Source organism: Duganella phyllosphaerae (genome assembly GCF_001758785.1).
GTDB lineage: Bacteria > Pseudomonadota > Gammaproteobacteria > Burkholderiales > Burkholderiaceae_D > Rugamonas > Rugamonas phyllosphaerae.
This window is the reverse complement of the sequence record NZ_LROM01000147.1, coordinates 142,250-162,696: the sequence shown is the minus strand read 5'-3', so window position 1 is coordinate 162,696 and position 20,447 is coordinate 142,250. Positions and strand designations below refer to the sequence as shown.

General features: G+C 61.5%; 18 protein-coding genes, 2 tRNA genes and 1 pseudogene. 7 read left to right on the top strand and 14 right to left on the bottom strand.

Annotated elements, in window-relative coordinates; all coding sequences use genetic code 11:
- Positions 1-9: 9 nt before the first annotated feature.
- Positions 10-369: a hypothetical protein gene (locus DUPY_RS24790; RefSeq protein ID WP_070251807.1), complete on the bottom strand. Its 360-nt coding sequence runs from the start codon at positions 367-369 to the stop codon at positions 10-12.
- A 163-nt stretch (positions 370-532) separates the two neighbouring features.
- On the opposite strand from DUPY_RS24790, the gene DUPY_RS24785 reads away from it, so the two are divergent.
- Positions 533-1,618 carry a type II asparaginase gene (locus tag DUPY_RS24785; RefSeq protein WP_070251806.1) on the top strand — a complete coding sequence of 362 codons (1,086 nt, stop codon included), beginning with the start codon at positions 533-535 and terminating at the stop codon, positions 1,616-1,618.
- A 1-nt stretch (position 1,619) separates the two neighbouring features.
- On the opposite strand, the gene DUPY_RS24780 is transcribed toward DUPY_RS24785, so the two are convergent.
- Entirely contained in the window at positions 1,620-2,243 is a 624-nt protein-coding gene (locus tag DUPY_RS24780) for a flavin reductase family protein (RefSeq protein ID WP_070251805.1), read from the bottom strand.
- Positions 2,244-2,363: 120 nt separating this feature from the next.
- On the bottom strand, positions 2,364-2,954 hold the full coding sequence (locus DUPY_RS24775; RefSeq protein ID WP_070251804.1) for an FxDxF family PEP-CTERM protein: 591 nt from the start codon (positions 2,952-2,954) through the stop codon (positions 2,364-2,366).
- A gap of 321 nt (positions 2,955-3,275) precedes the next feature.
- On the opposite strand from DUPY_RS24775, the gene DUPY_RS24770 reads away from it, so the two are divergent.
- The 3 genes from DUPY_RS24770 (at position 3,276) to DUPY_RS24760 (ending at position 7,317) form a co-directional block, all read left to right on the top strand.
- A complete protein-coding gene (locus DUPY_RS24770; protein ID WP_070251803.1) occupies positions 3,276-5,222 on the top strand; it encodes a CocE/NonD family hydrolase in 1,947 nt (648 codons plus the stop codon).
- 76 nt (positions 5,223-5,298) lie between these two features.
- Complete coding sequence (locus tag DUPY_RS24765) at positions 5,299-5,517, top strand: hypothetical protein (RefSeq protein WP_070251802.1); 219 nt, start codon at positions 5,299-5,301, stop codon at positions 5,515-5,517.
- 144 nt (positions 5,518-5,661) lie between these two features.
- Positions 5,662-7,317 (top strand): methyl-accepting chemotaxis protein, encoded by a 1,656-nt coding sequence (locus DUPY_RS24760; protein ID WP_070251801.1) that lies wholly within the window; start codon positions 5,662-5,664, stop codon positions 7,315-7,317.
- A 147-nt stretch (positions 7,318-7,464) separates the two neighbouring features.
- On the opposite strand, the pseudogene DUPY_RS28080 reads toward DUPY_RS24760, so the two are convergent.
- Both DUPY_RS28080 and DUPY_RS24750 read right to left on the bottom strand, forming a co-directional pair.
- Positions 7,465-7,581, bottom strand: a pseudogene (locus DUPY_RS28080) (ribbon-helix-helix domain-containing protein); the annotation flags it as partial.
- Between the two features lie 294 nt (positions 7,582-7,875).
- Entirely contained in the window at positions 7,876-8,388 is a 513-nt protein-coding gene (locus DUPY_RS24750) for an FKBP-type peptidyl-prolyl cis-trans isomerase (protein ID WP_070251799.1), read from the bottom strand.
- Between the two features lie 171 nt (positions 8,389-8,559).
- Between DUPY_RS24750 and DUPY_RS24745 the strand changes: the two genes are divergently transcribed.
- Both DUPY_RS24745 and DUPY_RS24740 read left to right on the top strand, forming a co-directional pair.
- Positions 8,560-9,180, top strand: a complete 621-nt coding sequence (locus tag DUPY_RS24745; protein ID WP_070251798.1) for a hydrolase — start codon at positions 8,560-8,562, stop codon at positions 9,178-9,180.
- A 165-nt stretch (positions 9,181-9,345) separates the two neighbouring features.
- Complete coding sequence (locus DUPY_RS24740; RefSeq protein ID WP_141749656.1) at positions 9,346-9,876, top strand: hypothetical protein; 531 nt, start codon at positions 9,346-9,348, stop codon at positions 9,874-9,876.
- A gap of 175 nt (positions 9,877-10,051) precedes the next feature.
- On the opposite strand, the gene DUPY_RS24735 is transcribed toward DUPY_RS24740, so the two are convergent.
- From DUPY_RS24735 to DUPY_RS24710, 6 genes are all read right to left on the bottom strand, one after another.
- Positions 10,052-10,128, bottom strand: a tRNA-Arg gene (locus tag DUPY_RS24735).
- A gap of 69 nt (positions 10,129-10,197) precedes the next feature.
- Positions 10,198-10,274: transfer RNA gene (locus DUPY_RS24730), tRNA-Pro, on the bottom strand.
- A 72-nt stretch (positions 10,275-10,346) separates the two neighbouring features.
- Complete coding sequence (gene glmM, locus DUPY_RS24725) at positions 10,347-11,702, bottom strand: phosphoglucosamine mutase (protein WP_070251796.1); 1,356 nt, start codon at positions 11,700-11,702, stop codon at positions 10,347-10,349.
- Positions 11,703-11,754: 52 nt separating this feature from the next.
- Positions 11,755-12,594 carry a dihydropteroate synthase gene (gene folP, locus DUPY_RS24720; protein ID WP_070251795.1) on the bottom strand — a complete coding sequence of 280 codons (840 nt, stop codon included), beginning with the start codon at positions 12,592-12,594 and terminating at the stop codon, positions 11,755-11,757.
- Between the two features lie 78 nt (positions 12,595-12,672).
- Complete coding sequence (gene ftsH / locus DUPY_RS24715) at positions 12,673-14,556, bottom strand: ATP-dependent zinc metalloprotease FtsH (RefSeq protein WP_070251794.1); 1,884 nt, start codon at positions 14,554-14,556, stop codon at positions 12,673-12,675.
- 211 nt (positions 14,557-14,767) lie between these two features.
- Entirely contained in the window at positions 14,768-15,478 is a 711-nt protein-coding gene (locus DUPY_RS24710; protein ID WP_070251793.1) for an RlmE family RNA methyltransferase, read from the bottom strand.
- Positions 15,479-15,521: 43 nt separating this feature from the next.
- On the opposite strand from DUPY_RS24710, the gene DUPY_RS24705 reads away from it, so the two are divergent.
- Entirely contained in the window at positions 15,522-15,992 is a 471-nt protein-coding gene (locus tag DUPY_RS24705; RefSeq protein ID WP_070251792.1) for a YhbY family RNA-binding protein, read from the top strand.
- Positions 15,993-16,170: 178 nt separating this feature from the next.
- On the opposite strand, the gene DUPY_RS24700 is transcribed toward DUPY_RS24705, so the two are convergent.
- The 3 genes from DUPY_RS24700 to carB all read right to left on the bottom strand — a co-directional run bounded on the left by DUPY_RS24700 (position 16,171) and on the right by carB (position 20,446).
- The gene (locus DUPY_RS24700) at positions 16,171-16,650 is read right to left on the bottom strand and encodes a DUF4149 domain-containing protein (protein ID WP_070251791.1); all 480 of its coding nucleotides are present in this window, start codon (positions 16,648-16,650) and stop codon (positions 16,171-16,173) included.
- Positions 16,650-17,126, bottom strand: a complete 477-nt coding sequence (greA, locus tag DUPY_RS24695) for a transcription elongation factor GreA (RefSeq protein ID WP_070251790.1) — start codon at positions 17,124-17,126, stop codon at positions 16,650-16,652. The genes DUPY_RS24700 and greA overlap by 1 nt, the downstream gene beginning before the upstream one ends.
- Positions 17,127-17,215: 89 nt before the next feature.
- Entirely contained in the window at positions 17,216-20,446 is a 3,231-nt protein-coding gene (carB, locus tag DUPY_RS24690) for a carbamoyl-phosphate synthase large subunit (RefSeq protein WP_070251789.1), read from the bottom strand.
- Position 20,447: the final 1 nt, after the last annotated feature.

The following is a 20,447-nucleotide window of genomic DNA, read 5'->3' as shown; positions in this document are numbered from 1 at the left end:
ACGACGCGGCTATTTACACATCTCGCGCCACGATTCCTCGAATTCATCGTGCGGCATATCCTGCGCCAGCATGGTCAGCTCGCGCGCCACGGAGATGTAGCGCTGGTAGCCCAGGTAGGCGCCGAACGCATCCTTGGCATTGACCTCGCCGCACGGCGCGCCGCCCTTGCCGATGAACTGGTTGCGAAACTGCGCCGACGCCGGCTCGCGGATTTTCTCCCTGACGTATTTCTCGCCCATGGAAATGATGACGCTCGCTTCGCGCTGCTTTTTTTGCGCACGCGTTTCGCCGCAGCCAACCATGGCCAGCATGGCGGCCATCGCCAGCAGCCCGGCGCCACGCCAGCGCAAGGTGTGTGAAAAAGTCATGTGTTTTCTCATCTTGTGTACCCTGGGACCGATTTTAATCGACCTGCCCGGCCCTTGGTACTCTCCCAGTTGACCTGTAACGCGCCAGCCTCCCGCATTGTTGACAGCCTGCGATTTTGTTAAACTGGTCAGCTTTACATTACAACAATCGGAGACCGACCGCATGTCACACAACCTTCCCGACCGTCTGGTACGTACCGTCCAAACCCTGCTGGCCTGCACCATGTTGCTGGGCAGTTATGCGGGGGCGGCGGAAAAGCTGGCCCACGTGACCATCCTGGCCACCGGCGGCACCATCGCCGGCAGCGGCGCCAGCTCCACCACCACGGTCGGTTACACCGCTGCCACGGTCGGTGTCGATACCCTGATCAAGGCCGTGCCGGAACTGTCGAAGGTGGCGCAGGTGAAGGGCGAGCAGGTGTTCCAGATCGCCAGCGAAAACATGACCAACGAACACTGGCTCACGCTGGCCAAGCGCGTCAACACGCTGCTGGCGCAGCCGGACGTCGATGGCATCGTCATCACCCATGGCACCGACACGCTGGAAGAAACCGCCTATTTCCTCGACCTGACGGTCAAGAGCAGGAAGCCGGTAGTGGTGGTGGGCGCCATGCGGCCCGGTACGGCGCTGTCGGCCGACGGCCCGATCAACCTGTACAACGCGGTGCTGCTGGCCGCCAGCAAGGAAGCAGTCGGCAAAGGCGTGCTGGTGGCGCTGAACGACCAGATCCACAGCGCGCGCGATGTCAGCAAGACCAACACCTCCACGCCGGACAGCTTCAAGACGCCGGAACTGGGCCTGCTCGGCTACATCCAGGGCAGCAAGCCGTATTTTTACCGCGCCTCCACCCGCAAGCACACCGCTGACACCGAGTTCGATGTCAGCCGCCTGGCATCATTGCCACAGGTCGATATCGTCTATGGTTACGCCAACGTCGGGCCGGTGGCGCTCAATGCGCTGGTGGCGGCGGGCGCCAAGGGCATCATCCACGCCGGCGTCGGTGACGGCAGCCTGGCAGCGACCGTCAAAACCGCGCTGGTGGCCGCGCGCAAGCAGGGCGTAGTGATCGTGCGCGCCAGCCGCGTAGGCCAGGGCATCCTGGCGCGCAACGGCGAAGCCAACGACGACGAACTCGATTTCGTGGCGGCCGATACGCTGAGTGCGCAAAAGGCGCGCATTCTGCTGATGCTGGCGCTGACCAGGACCAGCGACACCAAGGCGATCCAGCAGATGTTCTACACCTACTGATTCATGGGTAGTCCGGCCGCCGCATCTGGAACAGGTTGGCGGCCGTGATCTCGAAGTAATCGGCCGGACCGCCGGCGCGCAAGATGGTTTGCGAGCCGGCCGTGTCGTAAATGCCATCGCGCAGCAGTTCGCGCGCGATGTGTACTCCCACCACCTCCCCCATCACCAGCCAGGTATCGGTGACGTCGCCGGCTGCGCCCTGCAGGCGGATGATCTGGCTGCACTTGCATTCGAAGGCGACCGGGCTGGCCGCCACGCGCGGCACGCCGACGATGCGCGACGGCGCCGTGGCCAGGCCGGCCAGGGCAAACTCGTCCACCTCTGGCGGCGCCGGTGCGCAGCTGGCGTTCATGGACTCGGCCAGCGGGCGCGTGGCCAGGTTCCAGACAAACTCTCCGGTTTCCTCGATATTGCGCAGCGTGTCCTTGCGGCCGATGCTGGCAAAGCCGATCAGCGGCGGGGTGTAATTGAAGGCGTTGAAAAAACTGTACGGCGCCAGGTTGCGCACGCCGACAGCCGATTGCGAGGCGATCCAGCCGATGGGGCGCGGTCCGACAATGGCGTTGAAGGGATCGTGCGGCAGGCCATGGCCTTGCGCGGGTTGGTAAAAATAGCGGTCGTCCATGATGCTCCGGGAGTGACGGCGCCGGGCGGCGCCACGGCGTATTCTGGCACATGCGGACGTATACGACTGCGGGGCGGACACTTGCGCGCCCGCCCCGCAGCAACTCAAACCCAGCTCAGCTTACGCTTGCTTGGCAGCCTTGCGGCGACGTGCGACCACGCCCAGCAGGCCCAGTCCGGCGATCATCATCGCGTAGGTTTCGGCTTCTGGCACTGGCGCCATGGCCAGGTTGACGTTCGACGAGTACGAACCGCCGCCCGCGCCTTGTACCAGGCCGTTGACCGACAGGTAGTAGCTGCCGGCGCTCAGGCCGTTGGCGCTGAACTTCCAGTAGTCTTCGGTGCCCGCGCCCGAACCGAGCACGTTGGTGCCGGCGTAGGTCGAGATGACGGCCTGGGTGACTGGATCGTATTTCACCAGGCTGAAGCCGTTGATTACCAGATCCTGGATCGGGTTGGTGCTCAGGAAGGTCGAGCTCAGGGTGCCGGCAGCGTTGTAGTTGCCGTTCAGGGTGAAGGTGAAACGGTCGTTGAACACGTCGGAAGTCTGACCGGCGGTAAAGGTGTTACCGACCACGGTCTGGAAACCACCGGCGTTGTTGCTGACCAGAACAGCCTGCTCGGTATCCCCAATGTTCGCGGCGAAGGCCGACGAGGTCATTGCGCTGGCGCCCATGATCATCGATGCGATCAGGATATTTTTAAGTTTCATAGTCATTCCGTAGAGAGAGATTGTTAGTTGCAAATCCGGTGACGCAGCACCGGTAGCTGGACAATATAGAGTTGTAGCGGAGTCAACTGTTCGCTAACTAACACAATGATCAATATTGCAAACTAGTTGTCTCGATAGACACATTTACACAAAATCGCTGTTGTTAACAGATTCTGTGGATAAGCCTGTTAACAAGCCAGCCGACCGCCGACCAAGCATTTGTTTTTAAATGGAAATTTTGCTGTGCGCAAAATTAACGCAGCGAAAGTTATCCACTGCCCTTACACTAGGCAAGTTTGCTGATCAGACCACAGGAAGACCATGACCCACCGCCTCCATTCCCTCGCCCTTTCCTTGATGCTGGGCTTTGCCTTGATACCGGCCCACGCCGCCGATGGGCCGGCCGCCTCCACCGCTGCCAGCGTGCGCGAGCAATACACCAAGTATGAATACCGCATCCCGATGCGCGACGGTACCCGCCTGTTTACGGCCGTGTACGTGCCCAAGGACGCCAGCCAGCGCTACCCGTTCCTGATGGAACGCACGCCATACAGCGCCGGCGTGCATGCCGACGATGAACTCCATTACGGCGTCGATTTCTATCCGACGCGGCTGGGGCCGTCGCCGGAGTTCCAGCGCAGCGGCTATATCTTCGTCCAGCAGGATGTGCGCGGCCGTTACATGTCGGAAGGCAAATGGCAGGAAATGACGCCGCACGTCAATCCGCGCCGCGCCAAGGGCGAAGGCAACGAGAGCGAGGACATGCACGACACCGTCGAGTGGCTGCTGAAAAACGTCCCCAACAACAATGGCAAGGTCGGCATCCTCGGCATTTCGTACCCGGGCTTTTACACCTCGGCCAGCATTATCGACTCGCACCCGGCCATCAAGGCCGCCTCGCCGCAGGCGCCGGTGACCGACCTGTTCATGAACGACGACTCCTACCATGGCGGCGCCTTCATGCTGGCGGCCAATTTCGACTTTTACGCGGCGTTTGTCGAAGCACAGAATCCAACGCCACTGCCCAAGAGCTGGACCAACTTCGACTACGGCACGCCCGACGGCTACCAGTTCTTCCTGTCGCACCTGACGCTGTCGAATATCACCGACACCATGACCGCCGCCCAGCGCGCCTTGCTGATGCCGACGATCGCCAATTCGACTTATAACGACTTCTGGAAAACCCGCGCCATCGCGCCCCACCTGAAAAACATCAAGGCCGCCGTGCTGACCGTGGGTGGCTGGTACGACGCCGAAGACCTGCAGGGGCCGCTTACCACCTACCATGCCATCAAGCGCAACAATCCAGGGATATACAGCGGGCTGGTGATGGGACCATGGTCGCACGGCGGCTGGCGCCGCTACGACGGCCAGAGCCTGGGCAGCGTGCAGTTCGGCGCCAAGACCGGCGAATATTTCCGTAAAAACATCGAGTTCCCGTTCTTCGAACAGCATCTGAAAGGCGTGTCCAGCTCGAAACTGGCCGAAGTGCACGCCTTCGAGACCGGCAGCAACGTCTGGCGCGAGTACCCGGCCTGGCCACCCAAGCAAGCCCAGGCGCGCACCCTGTACCTGGGCGCCAACGGCACGCTGGCATGGCAGCAGCCGGCCGCCGGCGGTGGCGACGGTTACGACGAGTACGTGGCCGATCCACGCAAGCCAGTGCCGTACACCGGCTATCCGGCCATCGGCGTGCCCAAGGAATACATGGTGGGCGACCAGCGCTTTGCCGCGAGCCGGACCGACGTGCTGACCTACCGCAGCGAGCCGCTGGAAGAAGACGTGACCCTGAGCGGTCCGGTAAAACCGCGCCTGTTCGTCTCCACCACCGGCACCGATGCCGACTGGGTGGTGAAACTGATCGACGTCTATCCCGACGATTATCCATCGGCCGACAAGCCCGATAGTCCACGCAGCGACGTTGCCAAGCCAGCCATTCCGATGGCCGGCTACCAGCAACTGGTGCGCGGCGATCCGCTGCGCGGCAAGTTCCGCAACAGCTTCGAGAAGCCGGAACCGTTCACCCCTGGCAAGGTCGAGCCGGTCAATTTCAGCATGGCCGACGTCAACCACACGTTCCGCCGAGGCCACCGCATCATGGTGCAGATCCAGAGCTCGTGGTTCCCGCTGGTGGATTTGAACCCGCAGACGTTTGTCGATATTCCCAAGGCCAAGCCCGAGGATTTCAAGAAGGCGACCCAGCGCGTGTACCACGCACCGTCCATGTTTTCGGGCATCGAAGTGCAGGTGATGCCGGGCACGCGCTAGGGATGTGTGCAGGCGGACCGAGTGAACTTTGTCCACGAGGGGCAGTCCAACAAGTTCAGCCACCCGGAGGTTCGCCATGCTCACCGACAAAACCGAGTTCGATCAAATCAATGACAGGTTGAGTGTGCTGGAGGCCGACGTGGCGGTGATCAAGTCTAATTATGCAACCAAGGAGGACATCGCAAAGCTGGAAACCAAGATTGTTAAAATGGAAAATACCCTGCTCAAGTGGTTTATCGGCACCGCCATCGCCCTCACGGCGGCGGTATTTGCCATCGCCCGCTACCTGCAGTAAATCGCCCCTCCACGAGAACAACAAATTATTGCCAATAGGAAATCTCTATTGGGTATATTTAATCTGTAAACTTAACAGGGTTGGCTTTAGGCAATATGATAGCGGCATCAGCGCCACTATCGTCGCTGCCACTCAAGGAATACCATGGAAAACAATCACACCGGCCTCGGCGTCGCGGCCCGCCTGCGCATCGGCTTCGGCATCGTCCTGGCCATGATGCTGGCCTTGACCGCCCTGGGCGTCGTCAAGGTCAACGCCATCGACAGCAGCCTGCAGCACATAGGCGAGGTCAATAACGTCAAGCAGCGCTATGCAATCAATTTCCGTGGCAGCGTGCACGACCGCGCCATCGCCCTGCGCGACGTCACCCTGGTGGCCGATGCAGACTTGGCCGGCGTGGTCGCCCTGATCGACAAGCTCGATGGCGATTACCAGCAGTCGGCACGGCCGATGGACGCCCTGATGTCGCAGGTGAAAGCCAAGGTGATGCCAGAAGAGCGCGCCTGGCTCGACAAGATCAAGCAGAACGAAGCACGCACCATGCCGCTGGTGAAAAAGATTATCGAAGCACGCCGCGCCGGCGACATCGACGGCGCGCGCGATATGATGCTGCGCCAGGCCAAGCCGGCCTTCATCGAATGGCTGGCCAGCATCAACGGCTTTATCGACCAGGAAGAAAAAATGACCGAGGCCGAATCGGCCCTCGCGCGCCACGGCGCCCACAACTTCCAGTCGCTGGCCCTGCTGGCCGTGGCGATCGCGCTGGTAGTTGGCGCGGTGGTGGCGTGGCGCGTCTCGCACTACCTGCTGCGCGCGCTGGGCGCCGAGCCGGTACAGGTGAAAGCGCTGGCGAATGCCGTCGACCGTGGCGAGCTGTACCACCAAGTCACGCTGCGCGATGGCGACCGCGACAGCATCATGGCGGTGCTGGTCAAGATGAGCGGCAACCTGCGCGCCACCGTCACCGAGGTGCATGACGCAGCCCAGGCAGTATCGAGCATCAGCAGCCAGATTTCGGCAGGCAACCAGGACTTGTCGAGCCGCACCGAGGACCAGGCCAGCTCGCTGGAAGAAACCGCGTCGGCAATGGAAGAGCTGACAGCCACCGTCAAGCAGAATTCCGACAGCGCCCGCAACGCCAGCAAGCTGGCGCGCGAAGCCTCCGGCGTGGCCAGCCAGGGCGGCGAGATCGTCGGCCAGGTGGTGCAGACCATGAACGCCATCGACGCGTCGTCGCGCAAGATCGAAGAGATCATCAGCGTCATCGACGGCATCGCCTTCCAGACCAATATCCTGGCCCTGAACGCGGCCGTGGAAGCGGCCCGGGCCGGCGAACAGGGTCGCGGCTTTGCCGTGGTCGCCACCGAGGTGCGCAACCTGGCCCAGCGCAGCTCGACCGCCGCGCGCGAAGTCAAGACCCTGATCGACGAATCGGTCGAACGCATCCACACCGGCACCGAGCTGGCCGAACACGCGGGCAGCACCATGCAAGACATCGTCAACAGTGTCAAGCGCGTGTCCGACATGGTCGAATCGATCGCCAGCGCCAGCGAAGAGCAGCGCGTGGGCATCGAGGAAGTCAACCGCGCCATCACCCAGATGGACCAGGTGACGCAGCAGAATGCCGCGCTGGTGGAAGAAGCGGTGGGCACGGTCGATATCCTGCAAGAGCAGGCAGTGCAATTGAACCAGGCGGTGGGCGTGTTCAAGACCGAACCGGGCGCGGCAATGGCTGCGGCGCCGGCCCGCAAGGCTGCACGCACGGCGCAAGCACAGCGCCTGCTGGCCACCACGGCATGACGCTGCCGGCGCGGTTGCCGGTGCGGCGGCAAAATCCGGAGCCGGTGCGGTTGCGGGCCTTGCAGCAGCTGGGTGTGCTCAATACCAATACTCGAAGTTCGCATCATCAACCGCGAATGCAATAAAGGCATTCTTTTTGTAGACGGAAAGCGCGCTATGGATCACTTCGCTTTCCGTGCCATATTCGCCGGTTGCCACTTTGGCCTGGACCGCATCCGCCAACTCCAAAGGGAGGGTGATGCTTAATTGTCGTGTAGTAGTCATGGATACACCACTGAAAGAAGATTGAGTATCTCTCTATCTTGCTCCGGTATGCGATCAATGGTCGCCGGAATACGCGGCATTACCTGCCAAAACCCGACCTAAGTCAGGGAGGCCTGATGACCGGCCTGCTCCGCCGATTCACCGCCAGCGATTCCACCGAAGCTTAAATCAAGCTCGACCAGGATATGCACGCACGCAGGAGACTTGAAATCTCCCGCGAACATTTGACCTCATCGCGGAGGAACGCTCAGTCCATCTGGATGTCGGCGCAAGACTCGACTGGCTAGTTCTGCATTACTTCACGTCGAGCAGTTCGACGTCGAAGATCAGGTTGGAGTTCGGTGGAATCGGACCCACGCCGCGCTCGCCGTAGCCATAGCTGGCCGGTACGATCAGGGTGCGCTTGCCGCCCACTTTCATGCCTTGCACGCCTTCGTCCCAGCCCTTGATGACCTGGCCGCCACCGAGCGGGAAGCTGAACGGCTCGCGGCCGACCGACGAGTCGAACTTGTCGCCGTGGCGGTCCGGGGCGGCAGGCACGAACAGCCAGCCGGTATAGTGGACCACTGCGGTGGCGCCGGCCACGGCTTCCTTGCCGGTGCCGACAACGGTGTCGATCTTTTGCAGTTCGGTGGCGGCGACCGGGGCAGCGGCGGGTGCCGAAGTTGGTACCTCAGCGGTCGGCGCGGCCGCTGGGGTCGAGGCGGCGGCCGGGGTGTCGGCGGCAGGTGGAGTTTTCTCTTTGTTGCAGGCGGTCAAGGCGAGCGTGAGGGTCAAACCGAGGATGGCGGTGGACAGCAGTTTCATGAGTGGTCTTTCGTGATGGTTGTCAGCCGCCGCAGCATACAGCGCCGCACGCCTTCTGCCAATCTGAAATGATACCAAGGAGGGAAAGGCGCCCTCCCACATCGCGGGTTATGCCGGCGGGAGGACATGCCTACAATCGGAAGCTCTCCCCCCCTCCTGCGAAAGCACACCATGCAAGACTTACTCACTCCCAACAACTGCGCACTGGTCCTGCTCGACCAGCAAGCCGGCCTGCAATTTGCCGTGCAATCGATGGACCGCCAGACCCTGCTCAACAATTCCGTGGCCCTGCTCGAAGCGGCGCTGGCGTTCTCGCTGCCGATCGTTGCCAGCACCTCGGCCAGCAAGGTCTACAGCGGCCCCCTGCTGCCCGACTTGCACGCCCTGATTCCCGACCACCCGGTACTGGAACGCCGCAACATGAACGCCTGGGAAGACCCGGCGGTGCAAGCGGCCATCGTCGCCACCGGCCGCAAGAAACTGATCTTCTCCGGCATGCTGACCGAGGCGTGCATCAGCTTTGCCGTGCTCAGCGCCATCGAAGCGGGCTACGAATGCTACGTCGCCGGCGACGCCTGCGGTGGCCTCACCGAAGTGGGCCACAACCTGGCGCTGCAACGCATGACCGCCAAGGGCGCACAACCGACCAGCTGGCTGCAAGTGCTGCTGGAACTGCAACGCGACTGGACCCGCCACGACACCTACGACGCAGCGCGCGCGGTGGTGGAGAAAAATGGCGGTGGTTACGGCGTGGGACTGCGGTATGCCAAGCAGATGTTGACGCCGCAATAGTCGACCGCACGCTTGCGCGACGGCGGTCAACCATGAAAGCAATCCAATGGTAAGAGCCCGCTTTTCGCTTGTGTACCAGGTTTAGGCGACGCTGAATGTCCGTAAAATGCAATGTAGTCGGCCAAATCGGTCGACTACAAGGCAACTACATTCAGAATCCTCGCCATGAAAACTCTTTTAGCGCTCGTCATGACAGCCCTGCCGCTCGCTGCCGCAGCTGCGCCTACGCAAGTGCTGGGCATTCCTTTCAATGGCAAGCTGGCTGCTGCACCCGCCATCTGCCCGCTCAACAACGAGAAGGCCGGGCAAATTTGCTGGCGGGCCAGTCCGCGCAGCGATGAGAGCGGCGGGCGCTGGGGCAGTGTTCACTTGCCGGATCCCGATTCCCGCCCGCTCTGGGCAGCGCGCGGCTGGTACGAGATGGCGGTGAAAAAAGACCTGACTGTCACGCGCATCAAAGTGCTGGCCGAGGGTACCGAGCGCGAAACGATATTCCAGTCGATCTCGGCCCGCTTCGGCGCGCCCGTGAGCGACGATGGCCGCACTGCGCGGTGGGAACACCGCGACGCCATCGTGCAAATGCTGTGCGCGGCGCCCACCAAGTGCTGGGCCACTTTTACTGTGCCTGTAACCGATACCGCTGCACAAGAGAAGCGCCTGGCGCAGCACCAGAAGCCTCGGCCAGTCACGCCTTGAATGTCTTGAGGCCGTAGCGACGGCGCAGCGCCGGCCGTAACACCGCAGCCATCTGCAACGGCGCTGGCCGCTTGTCTGGGCGTGTGGGAGTCGCCGTGCGACTCACGTGAGCGCGAGACTGTGTGAACCCAGGCGACAGTCGATGCGCGGGCTCTTGCGGATACTTTGATAAGGTTGGCCTGCCCAGCAGGAATCGAACCTGCGACCCTCAGCTTAGAAGGCTGATGCTCTATCCAACTGAGCTATGGGCAGTTTTTGTACAGCGAGAATTCGCCGCAGAAATGAAAAACGGGTTGTCTAGGACAACCCGTTTAGTGTTTTTGGTCGGAGTACAAGGATTCGAACCTTGGACCCCCTGGTCCCAAACCAGGTGCGCTACCGGGCTGCGCTACACTCCGAAGACAGCATTCTAATCCTCCGGGGCGTCGGCGTCAATGGACGCCCCGAAGTATCTTGCAAAATCGAACTAATCAGGCGGCCAGCTTGACGTCGATCTTGTCGGCGATGCGCTGGGCCATCGACCTGGCGTGGTCGGCGTTGCGCGCTTCCACCATCACGCGGATCAGCGGCTCGGTGCCGGAGGCGCGGATCAGCACGCGGCCGGTGTCGCCCAGTTCGCGCTCGACCTGTTCTTTTTCGGCCACCATGGCGGCGTTCGCGGTCCAGTCGAAGCCGGGTGTGACGCGCACGTTGATCAGGGTTTGCGGGAACAGCACCAGCTCGGCGGTCGCCTCTTCCAGCGAGCGGCCGGCGCGCTTGAGCGCGGACAGCACTTGCAGCGCCGAGATGATGCCGTCACCGGTGGTGTGCTTGTCGATGCACAGCAGGTGGCCCGAGCCTTCGCCGCCCAGCAGCCAGCCCTTTTCCTGCATCACTTCCAGCACGTAGCGGTCGCCAACCTTGGCGCGCGCAAAACCCACGCCTTTCTGCTTGATCGCCACTTCCACCGCCATATTGGTCATCAGGGTGCCGACGGCGCCGGCCACCGGGCCGGTGGCCAGGCGGTCGATCACCATCAGGTACAGCAGCTCGTCGCCGTTGTAGAGGCGGCCGTTGGCGTCGCACATGATCAGGCGGTCGGCGTCGCCGTCGAGGGCGATGCCGAGATCGGCGCCGTGGGCGCGCACGGCGGCCGCCATCGCTTCGGGCGCGGTGGCGCCGTGGGCCTTGTTGATGTTGAAGCCGTCCGGCTTGTTGCCGATGGCGATCACTTCCGCGCCCAGTTCATGGAACACGTGCGGGGCGATGTTGTAGGCGGCGCCGTGGGCGCAGTCGACCACTACCTTCAGGCCGCGCAGGTCGAGCTCGTTCGGGAAGGTGCTCTTGCAAAATTCGATGTAGCGGCCCTGGGCGTCGTCCAGGCGCTTGGCGCGGCCCAGTTTTTCCGGCGCCACGCAGTCCATCGGATGCGCGAGCGCCGCTTCGATTTCCAGTTCGACCGCGTCGGGCAGCTTGGTGCCCTGGTCGGAGAAGAACTTGATGCCGTTGTCCTGGAACGGATTGTGCGACGCCGAGATCACCACGCCGGCCGACAGGCGCAGCGCGCGCGTCAGGTAGGCAATCGCCGGCGTCGGCATCGGGCCGGCCAGCATCACGTCCACGCCGGCCGCTGCCAGGCCCGCCTGCAGCGCGGCTTCGAGCATGTAGCCGGAGATGCGCGTGTCCTTGCCGATCAGTACGGTAGGACGCTTGCTGACGGTGCCACTGGCTTTACCAGCGAGCACCTTGCCGGCCGCGTAGCCGAGACGCATGACGAAGTCAGGCGTGATGGGCGAGACGCCCACCAGGCCGCGGATACCATCGGTGCCGAAATATTGTCGTGCCATGTCTGTGCTCTTTCTTTGTCTGTTATTTCTTATGTCTTATGTCTTATGTCTTTTATTGTGCCGCTTGCCATACCCTGAGCGCGTCCACCGTGTCGGCCACGTCGTGCACGCGCACGATGATGGCGCCTTGCGCCACCGCCGCCAGGGCGCCGCCCACGCTGCCGGCCGCGCGCCGCTCCACCGGCTTGCCGGTGACCGCGCCGATCATCGATTTGCGCGACAGGCCCGCCAGCAGCGGCATGCCGGTCTCGTCGATCAGGCGGCCGGTCGCCTTGAGCAAGGCGTAATTATGCTCCACCGTCTTGCCGAAGCCAAAACCCGGATCGATGCACAATCGACGCGGATCAATGCCGGCGCCGAGCAAGGCGTCGATTCGTTCGCGCAGGAAGGCGATCACTTCGGCCACCACGTCGCCGTAGCTCGGTGCGAGTTGCATGTGTTGCGGATCGGACTGCATGTGCATGATACACAGCGCGCAGTCGCTGTCGCGCACCGCATCGATGGCGCCCGGTTCACGGAAACCGTTTATATCGTTAATCATATCGACGCCGGCAATAATCGCTTCGCGCATCACCTGCGGCTTGTAGGTATCAACCGAGATGGCGGGTCCGATGTCGCGCAGCGCATACACCACCGGCATCACGCGCTGCAACTCGTCCTCCAGCGATACCGGCGGCGAGCCGGGCCGGGTGGATTCGCCACCGATGTCGATGATGTCGACGCCCTCTTCGATCATCGCCTCGGCATGGCCCAGCGCAAACTCGAGCGCCTGGTAATTGCCGCCGTCGGAAAAGGAATCGGGGGTGACGTTGAGGATGCCCATGACGCGTGGGCGCCGCCCTGCGCCCTGCAGCGGGTAGTTAAAACGGCCAAACTGGAATGTGGATCGCATGTGCAAAAAAATAAACGCAGTAAAGAAAAAGGGCGAGGATCGCTCCTCACCCTTGGGTGCTCAGTGCCTGCCGCAGGCTTACGCTGGTGCGGTCACGGTCGGCGAGACGCCGGAGCCGCCATCGCTCGGTGGCTGCTTGCGGATGGTCACGCCTGGTTTAGGCGGACGCGGCTCGAGACCGGCCATGATGTCATTGATCTGGTCTGCATCGATGGTTTCCCAGTCGAGCAGCGCCTTGGTCATGACTTCGACTTTTTCGCGGTTGTCTTCCAGCAGTTGACGCGCCAGCGCGTATTGCTGGTCGAGGATGTTGCGGATTTCCGCATCGACCTTTTGCTGGGTGGCTTCCGAGATGGTCTTGTTGCTGCCACCCATGAAGCCGTCGTTCTGCTCGTCCTCGTAAACCATCACGCCCAGCGAATCGGACATACCGAACTTGGTCACCATCGAGCGGGCCAGCTTGGTGGCGCGCTGGAAGTCGTTCGAGGCGCCGGTGGACATCTGGCCGACAAAAATCTCTTCCGCGATACGACCGCCGAACAGGATGGAAATTTCTTCAAGCATCTTGTCCTTGTAACCCGAGATGCGGTCGTGTTCCGGCAGCTGCCAGGTCAGGCCCAGGGCCCAGCCACGCGGCATGATGGTCACTTTGTGGACCGGATCGGCCTTCGGCAGCAGCTTGGCGACAACAGCGTGACCGGACTCGTGGTAAGCGGTGTTGCGACGCTCTTCCTCGCGGATCACCATCGACTTGCGCTCAGGACCCATGAAGATCTTGTCTTTCGCATCTTCGAAGTCGGCCATGTCGACCAGGCGCTTGGCGCGGCGGGCGGCAAACAGCGCAGCCTCGTTGACCAGGTTGGCCAGGTCGGCGCCCGAGAAGCCAGGCGTACCACGGGCCAGGATGTCAGCCTTGACGTCGGTGCCGATAGGCACTTTTCGCATGTGGACGTTGAGGATCTGTTCGCGGCCACGGATGTCCGGCAAACCGACCGACACCTGACGGTCGAAACGACCCGGACGCAGCAGCGCTTTGTCGAGCACGTCGGCACGGTTGGTGGCGGCAATCACGATCACGCCCGATTGCGCTTCGAAACCGTCCATCTCCACCAGCAACTGGTTGAGGGTCTGTTCGCGTTCGTCGTTACCGCCGCCCATGCCGGCGCCACGGTGACGGCCGACTGCGTCGATCTCGTCGATGAAGATGATGCATGGCGAGTGTTTCTTGGCGTTCTCGAACATGTCGCGGACACGGGAAGCACCCACGCCGACAAACATTTCAACGAAGTCCGAACCAGAGATCGAGAAGAACGGCACCTTGGCTTCGCCGGCAATCGCGCGGGCCAGCAGGGTTTTACCCGTGCCCGGAGGACCGACCATCAGCACGCCGCGTGGAATACGGCCGCCCAGTTTCTGGAATTTGCTTGGATCGCGCAGGAAATCGACGATCTCGCTCACTTCTTCCTTGGCTTCGTCGCAACCGGCAACGTCAGCGAAGGTGACCGAGTTATTGCTGTCGTCCAGCATGCGCGCCTTCGATTTGCCGAAGGAGAACGCACCACCCTTGCCGCCGCCCTGCATTTGACGCATGAAGAAAATCCACACACCGATCAACAGCAGCATCGGGAACCACGAGACGAAGATTTGCTGCAGGAAACCTGGCTCTTCTGGCGGACGGATGTCGAACTTGACGCCGTTGTCGCGCAGGTCGCCGATCAGGCCGCGGTCGAGGATGGAAGCGGTGGTGCGCACCTTGGTGTCGTCGCTCTTGACGGCGGTGATGCTGGTGCCCTCAATGACGACTTCCTTGATGTTCTTGGCTTTTACTGCGTCGAGCAGTTCGGAGTATGGAATAGGTCGGGCGCCAGCTGCAACGCCATGGCTATCGAACTGCTTGTACAGCATGAGCAGGAGCAGTACGACGACTACCCAAATGGCTGACTTGGAAAACATGTTATTCACGAAAACTCCTTGGATGCAGGGCGCATCTCTTAACCTATAGCTAGAAACCCGATTTTACTCGCAATAAGCAGGCGGTGCCAGAAGCCCACTCCTCTGCCGGGCGCGAACCCGGCGCAAGCACACATTATTTGATCAAAATTAGCGCTCGATCAAGATAAAAATGCCTCACCTTGGCCGATATGCGGCCTGCAGCACGAATATCAAGGGTAAATCAGTCAACTTCAGGGCGAATCGGCGCGAAATCGTCGATTTCGTACGGTACTGCGGACGCCATGCTGTCGGTCGGGTTTTTCAAGCCACGTCCGAGCAGGAAAATTTCAGATGATTTGTCGCGGCTGGCCTTGGGTTTTTTCTGTGTCACGGTTTTGAATTCCTTGCGGAATTTCAGCACGATGTCGTTAAAACCCATGTCTTTAAAACATTTGACCAGCAAGGCGCCCGAAGGTTTCATGTGGGCCTGCGAAAATTCGATGGCCAGGTCGATCAGGTGCTCCATGCGCGCAGCGTCGCTGTCGGCGATGCCCGACAGGTTGGGCGCCATGTCGGAGAGCACCAGGTCCACTTTCTGGCCTTGCAGCACTTCCTCCATTTTTTGCAACACTTCCGGTTCGCGGAAATCGCCCTGGATGAAGTGGAAGTCCGCCACCGGCGCCATCGGCAGGATGTCGAGGCCGATCAGGGTGCCATTGACGCCGCCGCCATCCTTGCCAGCGAGCTTGCGGCGCATGTACTGCGCCCAGCTGCCGGGGGTGCAGCCGAGGTCGACGATGACCTGCCCCGGCTTGATCAGTTTTTCTTCCTCGTCGATCTCTTTCAGCTTGAAAGCCGCACGGGCACGATAGCCCTCCTTCTGGGCCAATTTCACGTACGGATCATTAATGTGGTCGTGAATCCAGTTTTTGTTTAATTTGTTCTTTGCCATTCGCGTAGAATACTGCCTTTAAGAGAACTACCAGAAATTAATTATGATTAAACTTACCCCCGTTGAGCGCAGTGCCCTGCGCGCCGAAGCCCACGCGCTCAAGCCCATCGTCCTGATCGGCGAAGCGGGACTGACTCCCAATGTCCTCAAGGAAATTTCCCTGGGCCTCGATTCGCACGGCCTGATCAAGGTCCGCGTGTTCGGCGACGACCGTGAAGCACGCGTTGCCATGTACGACACCATCTGCCAGGAACTCGAAGCGGCGCCGGTGCAACACATCGGCAAGCTGTTCGTGCTCTACCGTCCGAAAGTGGAAACCACCAAGGAACGCTCCACGTCCGGCAAGGGCCTGCGCGAAGTGACCATCGTCAAGCCTAGCCCGAGCGGCACCAAGCGTCCATCGGTGACCAAGGTATTGCTTAAAGGGAATGAGCGTGTGACCCAGGGCGGCAACATCAAACGCGCCAAGCCGCAACAGAAGTCCAGCAAGAAAAGCGCTTTGGGTTCGAAGTAATTTCAGCTTTGACCGTCACCGTTTGAGCCGTCATACCCGCGCAGGCGGGTATCCATAGAGCCTGTGATTCGAGCCTCAGCTCATTGAGACCGCGGCACTGTTCTGGCTTTCTATGGATCCCCGCATGCGCGAGGATGACGGATCGACGGCTAACGTAGGTAAGTTGCTGTTTAGATCCTTACTGCTTCACCACCAGCCACGCAGCCAGCAAGCTTTGCACCAGGAAGATCACGCTGGAAATGCCGTGCAGGATGCCGAATTCGTTCCTGGCAGCCGATTCCATCACCCCACCCGGACCAGCACCGGCGCGCAGCGCAGCCATCATTGGCTGCAGGCCGAAGTGCGACACCAGCGTACACGCCAGCATCACCACCACGATGATCATCACCGTGCGCCGTCCCTTGGCCGCCATGTTGACGGCCGGGCCGGCAAAGATGCCCTCGGTGCCAGGCCTGGTCGCCCACAACAGCAGCAGCATGGCTACGCCGCAAGCGATCGACACCCAGGCCTGGGTGTTGAACAGGCTGCCGGCAATGGTGCCGGCCAGCACGCGGTCGGTGAGCGTGGCAAACAGGGTGGGCGCGGCGATATAGCCGATGCCCCACAGGCTGCCGGCCCACAGCGTGGCCACGAGCAAACGGGTACGGGCTAGCAGCATCAGATGTAACGCACTTCCAGGATTTCGTATTCGCGCGGACCCGACGGGGCCTGCACTTCCACCACGTCGCCGGCGGACTTGCCGATCAGCGCGCGGGCGATCGGCGAGGTCACCGATACTTTGCTCAGTTTCAGGTCGGCTTCGTCGAGGCCGACGATCTGGTACGTGACCCTGGCGCCGGACTCGAGGTCTTCCAGATCGACGGTGGACGCAAACACCACGCGGCCTTCGGCGTCGAGCGTGGTCGGGTCGATGATCTGGGCAGCGCTGAGCTTGCCTTCGAGTTCGGCGATACGGCCTTCCACAAACGCCTGGCGCTCCTTGGCGGCATCGTACTCGGCGTTTTCGGACAGGTCGCCGTGCGAGCGCGCTTCGGCAATCGCGTCGATCACGATACGGCGTTCTTTGGTCTTCAACTGGTGCAGCTCTTCTTTGAGGAGCTCTGCGCCGAACTTGGTAAGTGGAACTGAAGTCATATCTGTTTACTCTGTTTTTACAATGGAAAACCACAGAGGCCACGCCAACTTCTGCGTGAGCTCTGTGGTTAATTGGGTACGGCTAAGGTTTAGTGTAAAGCCTTATGCAGTCCTTGTAAATCGTACACTTGCAATTCGTCGAGATGACGGATGCCTTCCACTGCCGCTTCGGCGCCGGCGATGGTCGTGTACGTGGTCACGCGCGCGGCCAGCGACGACGTGCGGATCGCGCGCGAGTCGTTGATGGCGCTGCGTTTTTCTTCCACCGTGTTAATCACCAGCACGATCTCGTGGTTCTTGATCATGTCGACGATGTGCGGACGGCCTTCGGCAACCTTGTTCACCGCGGTGACCGGGATGCCGGCCGTGGAGATCACGGCAGCAGTACCCTTGGTGGCCACCAGCGAGAAGCCGGCGTCGACCAGGTCGCGCGCCACTTTCACGGCGCGCGGCTTGTCCGACGATTTCACCGACAGGAACACCTTGCCCGAGCTTGGCAGCTTGACGCCGGCGCCCAGCTGCGACTTCACAAAAGCTTCGCCGAAGGTTTTACCGACGCCCATCACTTCACCGGTCGATTTCATCTCCGGTCCGAGGATGGTATCGACGCCCGGGAATTTGACGAACGGGAACACGGCTTCCTTGACGCTGTAGTACGGCGGCACCACTTCTTCGGTAATGCCTTGAGCAGCCAGGGTCTGGCCGACCATGCAACGGGCGGCAATCTTGGCCAGTTGCAGGCCGGTGGCCTTGGAGACGAACGGCACCGTGCGCGATGCACGCGGGTTCACTTCCAGCACGTACACGACGTCCTGCTGCACGCCGTCCACATCCTGCTTCTGGATCGCGAACTGCACGTTCATCAGGCCGACCACGTTGAGACCCTTGGCCATCAGCGCGGTCTGGCGTTTCAGTTCCTCGATGGTCTCCTGCGCCAGCGAGTACGGCGGCAGCGAGCAGGCCGAGTCGCCCGAGTGCACGCCGGCTTGCTCGATGTGTTCCATCACGCCGCCGATGAAGGTGGTTTCGCCGTCGCTGATGCAGTCGACGTCGCACTCGATGGCGTCGTTCAGGAAGCGGTCGAGCAGCACCGGCGAATCGTGCGAGACCTTGACCGCTTCGCGCATGTAGCGCTCGAGGTCGCGCTGCTCGTGGACGATTTCCATGGCGCGGCCGCCCAGCACGTACGAAGGACGCACCACCAGCGGATAACCGATTTCCTGGGCCAGCGCCAAGGCGTCGGCTTCGGTACGGGCGGTACGGTTAGGCGGCTGGCGCAGATTGAGTTTATGCAGCAGCTGCTGGAAACGCTCGCGGTCTTCGGCAGCGTCGATCATGTCCGGCGAGGTGCCGACGATCGGCACGCCGTTCGCTTCGAGGTCCAGCGCCAGCTTCAACGGGGTCTGGCCGCCGTACTGGACGATCACGCCCACCGGCTTTTCCAGTTCCACGATTTCCAGCACGTCTTCCAAGGTCAGCGACTCGAAGTACAGGCGGTCGGACGTGTCGTAGTCGGTCGAGACGGTTTCAGGGTTGCAGTTGACCATGATGGTCTCGTAGCCGTCTTCGCGCATCGCCAGCGCCGCGTGCACGCAGCAGTAGTCGAACTCGATACCCTGGCCGATACGGTTCGGGCCACCGCCCAGCACCATGATCTTTTTCTTGTCGGTCGGCGCCGATTCGCATTCTTCGTCGTACGTGGAGTACATGTACGCGGTATTGGTGGCAAATTCGGCCGCGCAGGTGTCCACGCGCTTGTACACGGGACGGATCGCCAGTTCGTGGCGACGGGTGCGCACCGCTTTCGCATCGGTTTGCAGCAGGAAGGCCAGGCGGCGGTCCGAGAAGCCTTTTTGCTTGAGCTTGTACAGCGTCGGCTTGTCGAGCAGGTCCAGCTTTTGCGTATCGAGCCACAGTTCGATGTCCACGATCTCCTTGATCTGGACCAGGAACCACGGATCGATCTTGGTCAGCGCGTGCACTTCTTCCAGCGTGAAGCCCTGGGCAAACGCATCGCCCACGTACCAGATACGCTCGGGACCTGGCTCGCCCAGTTCCTCTTCGATCTTCTCGCGGTCCTTGGTTTTTTCGTTCAGGCCATCGACACCCACTTCCAGGCCGCGCAGGGCTTTCTGGAACGATTCCTGGAAGGTGCGGCCGATCGCCATCACTTCACCGACCGATTTCATTTGCGTGGTCAGGTGATGATCGGCAGTCGGGAATTTCTCGAACGTGAAGCGCGGGATCTTGGTGACCACGTAGTCGATCGACGGCTCGAACGACGCTGGCGTGGCGCCGCCGGTGATCTCGTTGCGCAGTTCGTCCAGCGTGAAACCGACAGCCAGCTTGGCCGCGACTTTTGCGATCGGGAAGCCGGTCGCTTTCGAGGCCAAGGCCGACGAACGCGACACGCGCGGGTTCATTTCGATGACGATCATGCGGCCATCGGCCGGGTTGATCGAGAACTGCACGTTGGAGCCACCGGTGTCCACACCGATCTCACGCAGCACTGCCAGGGAGGCGTTGCGCATGATCTGGTATTCCTTGTCGGTCAGCGTTTGCGCTGGCGCCACGGTGATCGAGTCGCCGGTGTGCACGCCCATCGGATCGAGGTTCTCGATCGAGCAGATGATGATGCAGTTGTCCGCCTTGTCGCGCACCACTTCCATCTCGTACTCTTTCCAGCCCAGCAGCGACTCTTCGATCAGCAGCTCGTTGGTTGGCGAGGCTTCCAGGCCGCGCTTGCAGATCGCTTCGAATTCTTCTTCGTTGTACGCGATACCGCCGCCGCTGCCGCCCATGGTGAACGATGGACGGATGATGGTCGGGAAACCGACGTCGCGCTGCACTGCCCACGCTTCGTCGAGCGAGTGCGCCACGCCGGAACGGGCCGAACCCAGGCCGATCTTGGTCATCGCGTCCTTGAACTTGGAGCGGTCTTCGGCCTTGTCGATGGCTTCCGGGGTCGCGCCGATCAGCTCGACCTTGTACTTGTCGAGGATGCCGTGGCGATGCAGGTCCAGTGCACAGTTCAGTGCGGTCTGGCCGCCCATGGTCGGCAGGATCGCGTCCGGGCGCTCCTTGGCGATGATTTTTTCGACGACTTGCCAGGTGATCGGCTCGATGTACGTGACATCGGCCATTTCCGGGTCGGTCATGATGGTCGCAGGATTGCTGTTGACCAGGATGACTTTGTAGCCTTCTTCGCGCAGGGCCTTGCAGGCCTGGGCGCCGGAATAATCGAACTCGCAGGCCTGGCCGATAATGATCGGACCAGCGCCAATAATCAGGATACTTTTAATGTCAGAACGTTTAGGCATA